This window comes from Spirosoma sp. KNUC1025 (genome assembly GCF_045160025.1).
In the GTDB taxonomy this organism is placed as follows: domain Bacteria; phylum Bacteroidota; class Bacteroidia; order Cytophagales; family Spirosomataceae; genus Spirosoma.
The window spans coordinates 3544911-3557973 of the sequence record NZ_CP087139.1 but is presented as its reverse complement, the minus strand read 5'-3'; the positions used below and the strand labels follow the sequence as shown (position 1 = coordinate 3557973).

Below are 13063 nucleotides of genomic sequence, written 5' to 3'. Positions count from 1 at the left end.
TTCGATACAATCGGGAAGTATTACGGCCAATAGCGCTTAAACACGTACTGGTTTCAGCAGGGGTAAGCTGACCGTAAAATGCGCATCGTCGGATGAAACGATGGGATCAGTTTGAGCCAGCAGGCGGTACTTGGCCGCAATATTCGACAAACCGACCTTATTGGACGTAATGCGGCCACCTGCCCGGCGCTGACGATTGTTCCGTACAAGCAACTGCCCGGTTTCGGTCGTTTCAATGTCGATTTGAAGGGGCTTATCCGCATGAATGACATTGTGCTTCACTGCGTTTTCAACCAGCATCTGCAACGTAAGCGGAGGAATCTGATAGTCGCGGTCTTGCGCAGGTACGTCTACCGTAAGCTGAATACCAGCCCCGTAGCGAGTCTTGAGCAGATGATAGTAGGACTGTATAAACCCTAGCTCAGTATCGAGCGTAGTCAATACATCTTCGTTCGTTTGCAACAGGTATCGGTATACCTTGGCCATTTCATCCACAAACTGCTCCGCTTTTTCGGGCTCGTCGTCAATCAGCGAGGAAAGGGAATTCAGACTGTTGAACAAAAAATGGGGATTGACCTGATTTTTAAGGCTTTCCAACTGGCTTTGTATGTTTATTTTCTCCAGTTGTTCTTTTTCAAGTCTGTTTTCCCGCCATTTTTTCATGGAGTACGTACTCTCATCAATACCTACCGAAACCAGATTAGCCGCTACGTTGATCAGGGCAATACGCCCAGAGTGAAAGCGTATGATCCTCATAAGTATAGCCAAACAGATGAAAGTAGTTGTAGGCGGCTATTGTACCGAATACAAAACAGGGCGTAACAATCATAAAGACGAGCAGCAGCCGCCAGACCCGCTGCCATGTCTGTCCAAGGTTCGGATAGCGGTTTATGACCTTCTGGGTCAAAATATCGAGTGTCAGCAGGCAGCATCCCGAAATGGTCAGATTCAGGATCGTTGCCGGGAAAAATATCCAGGGATTTTTCCAGTAGGAAGGTCCTATAACCCAATACGTTATGAGCGGTATAAACCACGGAAACAGCAGCAGAAAGTGCCACTGCGTCTGAGGCCGAATACGGGGGAAACGTCTGTATAGATCAGCAGCCACCTGCTTCATAATCGTGCCAATCAACTAGTGCTTAAAAACCGGGGGCAAGTTGCGCATAGTCGTCAATTTGTTTACCACTCAATGTTTCGAAGTGCTTTTTTCAGCCCCTGTTTTGTACAAAGAGATGTAGCAATTGTAAACTTATTTGTTGCCCTTGTTGTCTGTCTATAGCCCATAAATCAACGTACCGGGAATCTAATTTTGCTCAATTATCGGGTAGTTCGATTGCAGAGGCAATCGAACACAGAAATGTGTATCGGTTTCCTCCACCCGAATGTCAATATTACGTAGCAGCCGGTATTTGGTTCGGAGCGTATCCAGACTGGCCTGCAGCGTTTCCACTTTAACTACCTTACGCTGCAGGTTGTTTTGTACAAGTATATCCCCTTCGGGCGTCGTTTTGATACAGATCTGCAGCGGTTTACCCAGCGACATGGCATTGTGTTTAATTGCATTGTCGACCAGCGTTTGTAAACTCAATGGAAGCAGGCTGCTCTCCAGAAAAGCGGGATCTATTTCATGCGTGATGGACAGACCAGGACCGTAACGCGTTTGCAAAAGGTTGCCATAACTGACGATAAAATTCAATTCAGTTTTCAAACTAACCCATTCTCGGTCGTTGGCCTGCAATAGATAGCGGTACACTTTGGCGAGTTCATCGACAAACTGCCCCGCTTTTTGTCTGTTTTCGCCAATGAGCGACGAAAGTGAGGTCAGGCTATTGAACAGAAAATGCGGGTTGATCTGCATTTTCAGGGCATCGAGCTGATGCTGATACGTTGCCTGCCGAAGGTATTCATTGGCGGTCTGATCATTATGCCATTGCTGATAGGCATACGACAAGCTAAGCGCGGTACAGAATGTAAAATCAAAAAAAAGCGTCAGGATCATAACCGGCCGAATAAGTACCCACGAAAATTGCGTACCAAAGGCAGGAATCAGGCTGTAAATAAATACGTCGAATAAAACGGCCCCAGCCGATAAACTGCTCAAAACGACCAGCAAGGTAAGGGTTCGCTGAGTCGACTGTTCGACGTCGGGATAATGACTGATTGCCCAACGTACTGCTTTTCGAATAATCAGGGTAGTGAGCACATACAGCGCCAACAGCAGGATCGAACCACTTAAAAATAGACGTACGTCCGTAAAATATTTTGGCCCAATAAAATAATAGTTGCAGACCGGAATCAGGACAGGAACGAACAAAGCATGATAGCCAAGTTCCCATTTTGAAACCGATTTGGTCAGGCGCTGATAAAGAATTCGGACCATGTACAGATCAACAAAAAGAACGTATTTGCCGGTTCGGAACGTCTAAATTAAGCAGTTTTGACGAAATGCGCCGTGAATCAGCTGATTTACAAAGACATTTTATCGGCTTACGGTGAGCCGAATACGTCTGCCCAAATCAGGCCTCAAATCAGCCCATACAGTTCATCCGTCGTTTTTCTCAATTCATTCACCATTTTTTACGGTTCGTGTACGTTTGGCCTTACGATTGGCGGGGATCTGGGGAATTTTGTCAATTCGGCTTTATGATACCCCTACGTACTGACTGGTCTACCCTCAGCGCATTAGATCGCTACCGACCTGGTTTCTTTTTACAACGTGAATGGCGATGGCATGTACTTATGATGCCCGTGCTCTTTCCCATTGCCAATTATTACTTCCTTGGTGCGTCATACTTCCGCAGTTTGCCCTTTTTTGTCGTCGGCACAGTCTTATCATTCGGCTTATACTGGTTATCGGTTTTTCTGCTGACGCTGGCGGTTCGCTGGGCCATTCGCTATTATCCGGGTATGCAGCAAACGGTTCCCCGCACGTTGGCCATGTTAAGCTCGGTAGGCTTTATGACCATTGGCCTGGCCATTGTGTACGTCTGGGTATACAGCCTTGTCCCCCTGACGGGTGTTACGTTCAGTTGGGCTCTGGTACGACCGGTCTGGGTAGTGGGACTGGTATCCGATGCCTTTTTGTGCATAGCCTTAGGACTTTTCTATACGTATTCACAATGGAAGCTCGAATTGCAGGAAGACGAACAGTTGAAACGACAAGCTTTGCAGCACCAGTACGATACGTTGAAAGGTCAGTTGAATCCTCATTTTCTGTTCAATGCGCTTAACTCCCTTTCGGTGCTCATTGGCGAAGAGCCCAGGCAGGCCGAACAGTTTGTCGACAAAATGGCGCGGGTATACCGATACATGCTGCAAAGCGGCCGGTCAACGGATCGGTTACGGGATGCTGGAGAAACTGCCTCTAGCACCTCTGCACAAAGTGAGTTCGTCACCTTACAGGCCGAACTGGAATTTATCAGGCTGTATGCCGATCTGTTGCAGGTACGGTACAATAACAGCCTGCGTATCGAACTTCCCACGTCGGTTAGCCCTACTTACCAAACTCGCTATTTACTCCCCCTTAGCCTGCTAACGCTTGTCGACAATGCCGTCAAACACAACGTCATGTCGGCCAGCAAACCCCTGGTGATTTCCATTCGCATAACCTCGAAGGGCTGGCTTGAGGTTACCAATAATCGACAGCAGAAAGCCATCCGGCTGGAAACCATACGGGCTGGTTTGGTTAGCCTGGTGGCCCGATACGACCTACTCAGTCAGGAAACCATCTCGGTAGAGGCTACCGACACGTATTTTAGGGTTGCCCTGCCTCTTCTCAATTTATAAATCCGTTAAAACGCTCATTGAACCGCGCACAGTTGAACCTGATTTTCTTACGCTTCAATGTACTGTTTGCGCAATTGATTCAACCCGAAATACGGAGTATATCGCATTACTACTATCTTTATCATATCGGTAATGCCGATCGTATGCCTATCTATGAACAGAACTACATTTGACCGAATTTGCCGCTGGCTACGTCTGACAACGCGCGGAGGATGGTCATACGTTTTGTTGATTCCCTGGTTTGTTCCGTCAATTAGCTACCTGCTTTTTGGCCGACCGTATCTGCACAACTGGCATACCTTTGCAGGAGCCACCGCTTTTATCTGGCTCCTAACAACCATCGCGTTCATACCCCACGACTGGGCTGCCGATGCAATTGTCCGAAAGTACCCGGAGCTGGGACAAACGCTCGTTCGGGCGGGGATGACCGTTCTGGCGTTTATCACCATATCAGGTTTTTTTCTCTCGCTATATACCTGGTTCTTCATGCGTTTTCAGCCTTTTGAATCGCATCTTACATCGAAGACAGTATTCGCCATTTATGGCCTTGACGTAATAGCCGTTCTTTTGCTGGTAGGTATCAACGAAACCTCCTATTCGCTTAGCCGGTGGCAGCAGCATCAGGTGAATAAAGAAAAACTAAAGAAAGAGAATTTGCAGGGTATGTTGCAGGGCCTCAAAAGCCAGGTGAATCCGCATTTTCTGTTCAACAGCCTAAACTCCCTTTCTTCGTTGATTGCCGATGAGCCTCAGCGGGCCGAACAATTTGTTGACCAGATGGCTCGAGTGTATCGGTACATGCTGCAAACCAACCGCCCCTTTGGCGACGAGTCGACCACCGACGAATGCGATGAACTGACCACGCTGGACGTTGAACTCGCCTTCATTGACTCGTACTATCATCTGCTCAAAACCCGGCATGGTGCGGGCCTGCATCTGAACGTACAGGTTGCAGACCATTACAGGCAATGTCGGCTTCCGCCCCTTACTCTCCAGTTATTGGTCGAAAATGCCGTCAAGCACAATGTTATTCTGGCGAGCCGACCCCTCTCCATCGAAATTATGACAACAGCAGATGGCTGCTTACTGGTGAGTAATAACCTTCAGAAAAAAACCGTCCGCTCTGAGCTGGCCCGAGTCGAGTCCACGCAGGTTGGGCTATCTAATATTCGATCTAAGTATCAGTTAATCGCACAAACCGAACCCATCATCAAACCCGGTCCGGATTCCTTTACCGTTATTTTACCTCTACTCCAAAAAGCCCTGGTCAACGCATGAATGCTCTGATTGTTGAAGACGAAGAATTAGCAGTCCGTAAACTGAAGAAATTATTACAGGAAGTATCGCCAACGCTCGCTGTCTTGGGCGTAACGGCAAGTATTGAAGATACCGTAGCCTGGCTGGAAGATCGCCGGGAAAGTGGCCAGCCCGATCCAGACCTGATTTTTCTGGATATTGAACTGGCCGACGGGCAAAGTTTCGAGATTTTTGAACGGACCCCAGTACGTAGTACAGTTATTTTCACGACCTCCTACGACGAATATGCCTTGCAGGCCTTCAAGGTCAACAGCATCGACTACCTGCTCAAACCCGTACAGCGCGAGGATCTGCAACGTAGCCTGAAAAAGTACGAAGATTTGCTCGGGCAGTCGGTAGAAGCACCTGCTCTAAAAATTGAAAAATTACTACAACAGCTTCAGGGACAGGCACCGCGTAATTATCGCCAGCGTTTTTTGGTTCGTCAGGGGCAGCGCATGCTTTCGGTAGAGGTTGGCGATATCGCTTATTTTTATACCGACGAACGCTATAGCTTCTTTGCTATGCACTCGGGCCAGAAATTTCTGGTGGATTATACCCTCGATGAACTGGCCGATGCGCTCGACCCAAACCGTTTTTTCCGCATCAACCGGGGTGTTTTGGTAACCCATCAGGCGGTTGAACAGATGCAGCCTTACTTTGGTAACCGGCTGGCGCTGAGCCTCCGGCCCGTTTTCGATAAAGAAGCGCTTGTGAGCCGGGAGAAGGTCAGTGATTTCAAACAATGGATGGGAAAATAAGTACGTTTTGCAGAATCCAGTCAATCTGTGTATTTTTGAGGCATTAATTAACGGCGGGAGCTTCGTAAAGTACCTAGTGTTAAGTAAAAAGGTCCTGTAGCTCAGTTGGATAGAGCATCTGCCTTCTAAGCAGACGGTCAAGCGTTCGAGTCGCTTCGGGATCACAATCATTATCAGCCAGTTAGCGATAAAGCTAGCTGGCTATTTTAATTTTGGGTACAACGTTAGGTACAACATAATTTCCTTTTTTGATAATTCTGTATATGCCATAATCTCTTCAATCGCGGTAATTTGTTGAATGGATCTGCACGAACTGTGAACGCAGATTGCTGAACAATCTCGTTTTACTGTTGCATTGAGCGGTTAATGATATACTCTTATAGTAAACATTATACACCTAAGGTTTTGAATAAAGTTGCAAGCGACAATTTACAATCACTATATTTTTCCTCAAGCCGCCTTTGGACCACTTCACAGTTCCAATGATAAAGCATCTCTGCTTTGGTCTAAGCCTTTACTAAATAAAGTACTTCACTTAGTTTTTCAGCCGCGAACTTGTATTCAACTAAAACGTGACACTTAGCTACCTCAATACCTGAAAAGATAAGATTACCTTCTGCATCTCTTACTGGCTTATTACCAGATTCACTTTTAACTACCTCCTGTTTCGTCATTCCCCACCGTGCCGCCCTCACATCAAACCCCTTAACTGCCTGCGAAAAACACAAAGCGGGTATCATTAAAGCACAGCAAAACACGACCCCTATTCTTGTAAAAGTTCTATTCATAAAGTGAAAACCATTCATTTCAGAGCCATAATACAAGAATCCTAGCAGCCTAGCAATCTAAAGAAACCCCCTCACCAATATCATCCCCAACAACCTCCCCCATAAACGGCAAACAAAAGGGGTTAATGAGTTAGTGGAGTGGCCTCGGAAGAACTCATCAAAAGGGATTCCTAACCCTATTTCTACCATTTACTAAGGTTACTTTACTACTTAATATTTAAACCACCACGGCGGAGAGTTTGAACATCTTCATCCAAAGGTAATCCATTACGTAGGCTTCTCTGTAGTTTGACTTCATCAGTGAACCTCCATACTTTCTTGTCGACTTCTAGCCAGGATTTAACTTCGCCTTCATTATATATATTATCTGTGGTTAGTGTAGTGAGTCGCACCGAATCAGGTGTGTTATCAGGCGCTAGGATGATGGCTGAAAGATTTTTATCATTCTTTAATTTAATTGTAATCTGGGAATATTGGATATTGGCCTGCTATGGCTTCTGGAGATGGATGTTGTTCTGCCCAATAAAGATAAGCCTTTAGGGTACAAAATGTTATGGTTTTCATAGATGTAAGGTTAATGTGAAATTACCTCCATTATTGCCCCGCCAACTTACCCCATAAATGGTAAAGAAAAAGGGGTTAATGGGTAATCGGCAGGTATATGTTACTTTTAAAGTATATATCCTCACCATATGATACAAAAACTACGCTTCTACGCTACGATAGCGGTATTGGGTTTACTACTGGGTTGCTCAAAGGAGGTTGTTGAGCCCTGCTATACCTGGACTCTGTTTACCTCCTGTACTACCGATTCCCCTACTTTCAATATCGGATCGAGTCTTTACTCTCCATCGTTTAGGGACAAAACCGTTTGTAACGAAACTGAGAAGACGACGCTTGCGAAAGGCGAAACAACGAAATCTTCGTTGGGTGGAGGGTATACGTTGACTAAAACTACGCAGACGGTTTGCCGGAAAAAGCCACTTTAAATATTATACTTATGAAATCGATTAAGCAACAGGTTATTGATGCATTACAAGAGTCAAAGAATTATGCTCGAAGAATAGAAGACGAGTTACATGAGCATCAAGCTGAATATACTAATGGTGAAAAAACCTTCGATCCTGATTTGGAGCTACAGTTCCAGGTCTTTTATAATTCAAGATCAAGTACTATAAATCCTGGCGAAAAGAGCGACGATAGTTTTCATGCAATACAACTGTATATTGATAATTTAACAGATGCACAATGGACAAAAAGTATGAAAGATGCGATAGACTTTAATCTTGAAAAAATCAAAAAAGAAATTGACGAATATGCTGAAAAATATAAGAAACAGTATCCCTTAAATGATGAGTGAAAGTGGTTTAAAAGAAAAATGATAATGAGATTTTGTTGCCATTAGTTAGGCCCAATGTTCCGGCTGAAATATAATTTTCTAAGTTTTATGGGTGATAACGTCACTAAGTATGGAAACTTACCTGTAAAAGCTGTTGCAGACATTATCCTCGACTTGTTCCAACAAGTAAATCCTAATTTTCCTGAAGAGTTAGCTTATGAGGTCAAATATGGAGGACTAAAATCTACAATAGTATATAACAACAAGAAAATTATCGATGTATTGTCTGAGATTAGCGATGACAATGAAATCTCCATAAGCGAGGCATGTTTAGCTTTTCTATGGTGTTTATCATATGCGGTTATTACATACTATCGTGAAGGTACTGCGAAAGCCGAAACTTTTAGTGAATCGGCTGAGAGAGCAACTAAGCTATTAGACTATGGCTTGTCTTTATTTAGGGAATGGAATTCGTGGGATCCAGGTTTTCCATCACCCGATAAGTTAGATGCTACTGATACAATTATCGACGAAGCGAACGCTGTAATGATTTATGCTAGCATTTTTGTGCTTTGCCATGAATACACCCATCATTATCTAGGCTATTCTCCAGAGGGTGATACGTCTACCTACGAGGAACGTAAAGAGGATGAATTTACAGCAGACAAAATAGCCGTTGATACTATTTTGAAAGGTATAAAGCATGATCTAAAGAGTCATGAACACACTGTTAAATTAGGTATAATAGTTGGTATTGGTTCTGTCTTATTCATAGATCCTATTTTAGATGGAGGGCCTGTTCATCCTGATATTGACCAGCGATCCATAGGGTTGTAAGTCAACTTACAGATGATCCGAATAACGAGTACTGGGTACATGCCATCGTTTTGTTGTCTGTGTGGGAGTTATCTTTTCATGGTGAAACGACTCCAACGCAGCAAACACAAACCGCAAAAGAAGGGTATGAACTGCTGGCTACACTCCTTAAAGGAATGCACATGGCGTAGATTTATTTGTAGTAAAAAATATTGGAATCAAGCATTTGTAAATTCTTATGACTCAAATGCCTTAGTCATTTTAAAAGCATATATAGCGTTTCATCTAGAAATTGGATAGATACACATCGTTTTATGTACGTCACTCCATTATACATACATTATCCCCCGCAGACCCCGGATCGAGGAAGTAATAATCTGTATATAGATACGCAAACAATTAATTATATGCGTAAGGGTACTTTCCCGAGAGCGGATGAATTGAGAAGAGTGATCACAAAGATCCCTCCTCCTTACTATTTATATTACTCTTCTGCGCATTTAGCGGACTACTTAAAAGATACCTCAGACCATAAAAACGATGATTTAAGGTTTATGGGAGAGATCGGTATCCTACATAATCTAGCTTATAATCCAAATATACGTATGTGTGGGCTGGGGGTTCGTTCACCAATCGACGCTTTCTACAACGGGAGGCTAACTAAAGAGCAAGCGACTCAGCATTATGAGAAGTATAGAAAACCTGCACTTAATAATGAAATACTCAGTCTATATGAATGGTTCAAAGCAACATTGATTGAGTACGAAAAAGATGAATCTTATTTAAATAAATTAGATAGTATGGATGCCAACGCTTTTTTATCAGTGTTAAAGGAAGTGAAACTTAGCAGCGATACAATTACACCAGAATTATTTGTCGAAAATTCTGAAAAGTTTACCAATGAAGAACTTTTAACTTTATCTGAAAAAGAAGCTAGTCGCTTTATTCTAGAGTTAAGTGTAGCCGAATCAGACTATCTAAAATACAAAAATGAAGTGTTCGACTTAAGTCAACCAAATTTAATAGAACAGATAAAAGACAGCGAATTTAAGCGTAATCTTCAGGATTTTATTGAACAATCGGTTTACAACAGAGGGGAAGATTTCAACCGTAATTATAATGAGATCAACTTATTTATTAATACTTATGGAGTTTTACAGATTCTAGGAGTTGAACCAGACAAAGCTAAGAAATTCAACATATATAGCACTCGGGAAGATGCCGCTCATTTCTATTTTGCCTCTACATGTAATTACCTAATCACCGAAGACGATGGCCTGTATAGGAGGGCAAAAATCTTGTATGGGGTTCTTAATGTGACTACAAAGGTGTTTCGGATTGGTGAATTTTTGGATTATATAGGTTGACAGTTTAATTGGTATTAACTTGCCTATTATACGTCAAAATGAAATTTGTTCGCTGTTATTCTATTTAGTTGATAGTTGGATAAATATAAAATGAATGTTGTCTTATTAAACTGTGAATTTCTAACGGTAGACGCATAATGCAATAACAAAGTATAACCTTTAATTACACAGAACAGTGATACACGTTAAACTTGACAGTAAATTTAAGTCTCTGCTTACATCATTAAACATATATCTGCCAGACTTTACAATTATATCAGGTATCAATGGGGCAGGTAAAAGCCATTTATTAAATGCTATTGAACAAGGTACAGCTAAAGTTTTTGACGAAAATGGTACTGAACTAACACAAAAGAAATACGTCAATTCAGGGTCACTTACACCTAATGATGCTTATTCTGTTGGAAGAGACTACCAAATTAATGAGATAAACAATGCATATAATAGCATACAAAGCTACATAACAACAAGAAAAACTACTTCAAATATCACATTAGAAAGCCATCTACAGTATAATCCAAATCAGGTAGCAATAATCAAAAAGATAGCAACTGATGCAGGAAAAGATGTAGCAGAACTAACAATAGAAGATATTAATGAATTTTATCCGCTTGTATACGGAACCGTATCAGACATATTTTATCAAAATTTCTCGGTTATTTTCAAAAGATATCACGATAAGTATGAGGATAACCTATATTATGAATACCTCAAAGAGAAGAAAGGAAAAAATAAAAAATACTTAACTGAGGATGACTTTTTGAAAAAATATGGTCCACCTCCGTGGGAAGTTGTGAATCGGATTTTTGAGGAAGCAGAGATTGATTATACGATAAATGATCCCATTGAAAATGATAGAGATATTCCATTTACGTTTAGGCTCATAAACAAAGCAAATAATGCCATTATAAACTTTACTGATCTTTCATCAGGTGAAAAAGTCTTGATGTCATTGGCGCTCTCCCTTTATAATGCAAAATTTGATATTGACTTCCCTAAACTGTTGTTGCTTGATGAGCCAGATGCTCCACTTCATCCATCGATGGCGAAACAACTTTTAAGGGTTATTCAGGAGGTGTTTGTTAAGGAGAAGGGAGTCAAGGTCATTATGACCACTCATTCACCGTCAACTATTGCTATGGCTCCTGATGAGGCATTATTTATTATGCAGAAACAGGAACCTAGGTTTATAAAGAAGTCTAAGGATCAAATAATGAAGTTATTAACTGATGGTATTCCATCATTTAGTATATATGCTGATGACAGAAGGCAGGTATTTGTGGAGAGTAGTGTCGATGCAGATTTCTACACGAAAATTTATGGAAAATTAAAAAAGGTTATTCAAAGCGATAAATCTCTGTATTTCATTTCGTCAGGAGTTACAAAAAATAATACTGGTAACTGTGACCAAGTAAAAGAAATTGTAAAGTTACTGTCTACTAATGGAAACCAAACTGTATATGGTATTATAGACTGGGATAAAAAGAACGTTAGTACAAACAGGATATTTGTTTTAGGGCAAAACATGAGGTATAGCATAGAAAACTATATTTTTGACCCAATAATATTAGCCAACTTTATTTTGAGAGAAAAGATAAAAAGCAGGTCTTATTTCACTTTGGAAGAGGAAGATCAGCATTTTAATTTTCCGAACTTCCCTCCAACTAAGTTGCAAGCTATAGCAAATAAATTAGTCGATGATATATCAAAAAATATTTCATCGACGGATAGTGGTATAACAGTCGTGTATTACCAAGGGAATTTATCTTTACAAATCCCAACTTGGTATCTTCATCATCAAGGACATGATCTGGAAACTATAATTAAGCAAACGTATCCCGAATTAAATCAATATGGAAAATTGAAAGAACAAATTGTAAAAAAGGTGATCGACGATCTTCCAGAATTTATATCATTGGATATAGTCAATCTATTACAGGCGTTGCACAACTAGTTCTGGATTTCAACTAACCTGTCTATTTCTTGACTGTATACATATGCGAATATCGAAACAGTATCAATGCAATCAATTTTACCTTGGGCTTGCTTTAAAATTATCTACGTGCGTACGTGTTTTGCCTTCAACGAAAGTATTGTATTCAGAAAGCCTATCTGCAACTGTCTGATGAACACTCGTGTCTACGACTATTTTATTAAAAACCGCTTCAACTACCTGTTGTAGTTTATTTACGTTTAAGACAACATCCCCTGCTTCCACGAAGAATAACGGTTTGTGTTCAAATGTTGAGTCGTAATTTATAGCAACACTAGATCCTTGCGGAAAAAAGCCGTGCATAAGCCCATTTCTATAAATGGCTCGGAATAAGTCAATTTGATTTTGATTGTAGTCAAGCTCAGCGTAGGCAAAAAACTTTTTAACTGCACTATCAAATTTATTACTGTTATCCCACATATTAGAATTAAGCAACAAGGCTCCTAAAAACTCAATTGATGAGGTTAAGACCATTGCTAATGGAACGGCACAACGAGCATACTCGGGGGTATGTCGCTGGTGAAACAATTCGACATTGGTTGGGGTGGGTCTTGCAGAAGTCGTAGGGGCTTGTGTTGTAGGAGCCACTGTCTGTCCCATACTATTTGTTGGTGTAGCAATACTGTTAGTTGGTTTTGGAGCGTGCCCAGCTAAACCAGGTGTGGGTCCTGGAGTCACCGGCGTCAAGCTATTTTGTCCATATCTCTGATTATAAGCTTGTTCGGCCCCATGAGCGACTTTAACTATTTGATTAACATCCCATTGAACGACATTAATATATTTTTGTAGGTAATCGGCTATCATAGTCATTTTTTTAGTGTGAAGTCTATAACTAAGAAGATTATACATTGTTTTGTTTGCACTAGTTTTCCTGTACTTTTACTCAGCTAACCGGCACCCCCTTCCGCCTTAAAGTC

12 protein-coding genes and 1 tRNA gene are annotated in these 13063 nt (G+C 41.7%); 8 read left to right on the top strand and 5 right to left on the bottom strand.

Features of this window, described 5'->3' with window-relative positions; all coding sequences use genetic code 11:
* Positions 1-36: 36 nt before the first annotated feature.
* The 3 genes from LN737_RS15475 to LN737_RS15465 all read right to left on the bottom strand — a co-directional run bounded on the left by LN737_RS15475 (position 37) and on the right by LN737_RS15465 (position 2380).
* On the bottom strand, positions 37-756 hold the full coding sequence (locus tag LN737_RS15475; protein ID WP_405510688.1) for a sensor histidine kinase: 720 nt from the start codon (positions 754-756) through the stop codon (positions 37-39).
* Positions 701-1117 (bottom strand): hypothetical protein, encoded by a 417-nt coding sequence (locus LN737_RS15470; protein WP_405510687.1) that lies wholly within the window; start codon positions 1115-1117, stop codon positions 701-703. Before LN737_RS15470 ends, LN737_RS15475 begins: the two co-directional genes overlap by 56 nt.
* A 186-nt stretch (positions 1118-1303) precedes the next feature.
* The gene (locus tag LN737_RS15465) at positions 1304-2380 is read right to left on the bottom strand and encodes a sensor histidine kinase (RefSeq protein ID WP_405510686.1); all 1077 of its coding nucleotides are present in this window, start codon (positions 2378-2380) and stop codon (positions 1304-1306) included.
* A 263-nt stretch (positions 2381-2643) separates the two neighbouring features.
* Here LN737_RS15465 and LN737_RS15460 point away from each other — a divergent pair, with 263 nt between their 5' ends.
* The 4 genes from LN737_RS15460 (at position 2644) to LN737_RS15445 (ending at position 6007) form a co-directional block, all read left to right on the top strand.
* Positions 2644-3786, top strand: coding sequence for a sensor histidine kinase (locus LN737_RS15460; RefSeq protein ID WP_405510685.1), 1143 nt, complete (start codon positions 2644-2646; stop codon positions 3784-3786).
* 153 nt (positions 3787-3939) lie between these two features.
* Entirely contained in the window at positions 3940-5064 is a 1125-nt protein-coding gene (locus tag LN737_RS15455; RefSeq protein ID WP_405510684.1) for a sensor histidine kinase, read from the top strand.
* On the top strand, positions 5061-5843 hold the full coding sequence (locus LN737_RS15450; protein WP_405510682.1) for a LytTR family DNA-binding domain-containing protein: 783 nt from the start codon (positions 5061-5063) through the stop codon (positions 5841-5843). The genes LN737_RS15455 and LN737_RS15450 overlap by 4 nt, the downstream gene beginning before the upstream one ends.
* 90 nt (positions 5844-5933) lie before the next feature.
* Positions 5934-6007 (top strand) — tRNA-Arg (locus LN737_RS15445).
* Positions 6008-6349: 342 nt separating this feature from the next.
* Here the strand turns inward: LN737_RS15445 and LN737_RS15440 are convergent.
* Entirely contained in the window at positions 6350-6631 is a 282-nt protein-coding gene (locus tag LN737_RS15440) for a hypothetical protein (protein ID WP_405510681.1), read from the bottom strand.
* Positions 6632-7631: 1000 nt separating this feature from the next.
* On the opposite strand from LN737_RS15440, the gene LN737_RS15435 reads away from it, so the two are divergent.
* The 4 genes from LN737_RS15435 to LN737_RS15420 all read left to right on the top strand — a co-directional run bounded on the left by LN737_RS15435 (position 7632) and on the right by LN737_RS15420 (position 12107).
* Positions 7632-7991: a hypothetical protein gene (locus LN737_RS15435; RefSeq protein WP_405510680.1), complete on the top strand. Its 360-nt coding sequence runs from the start codon at positions 7632-7634 to the stop codon at positions 7989-7991.
* An 87-nt stretch (positions 7992-8078) separates the two neighbouring features.
* On the top strand, positions 8079-8807 hold the full coding sequence (locus tag LN737_RS15430; protein WP_405510679.1) for a hypothetical protein: 729 nt from the start codon (positions 8079-8081) through the stop codon (positions 8805-8807).
* 386 nt (positions 8808-9193) lie between these two features.
* Entirely contained in the window at positions 9194-10153 is a 960-nt protein-coding gene (locus tag LN737_RS15425; RefSeq protein ID WP_405510678.1) for a hypothetical protein, read from the top strand.
* A 175-nt stretch (positions 10154-10328) separates the two neighbouring features.
* Complete coding sequence (locus LN737_RS15420) at positions 10329-12107, top strand: AAA family ATPase (protein WP_405510677.1); 1779 nt, start codon at positions 10329-10331, stop codon at positions 12105-12107.
* Between the two features lie 78 nt (positions 12108-12185).
* Here the strand turns inward: LN737_RS15420 and LN737_RS15415 are convergent, their stop codons facing one another.
* Positions 12186-12995: a hypothetical protein gene (locus tag LN737_RS15415; protein WP_405510676.1), complete on the bottom strand. Its 810-nt coding sequence runs from the start codon at positions 12993-12995 to the stop codon at positions 12186-12188.
* Between the last annotated feature and the right edge of the window lie 68 nt (positions 12996-13063).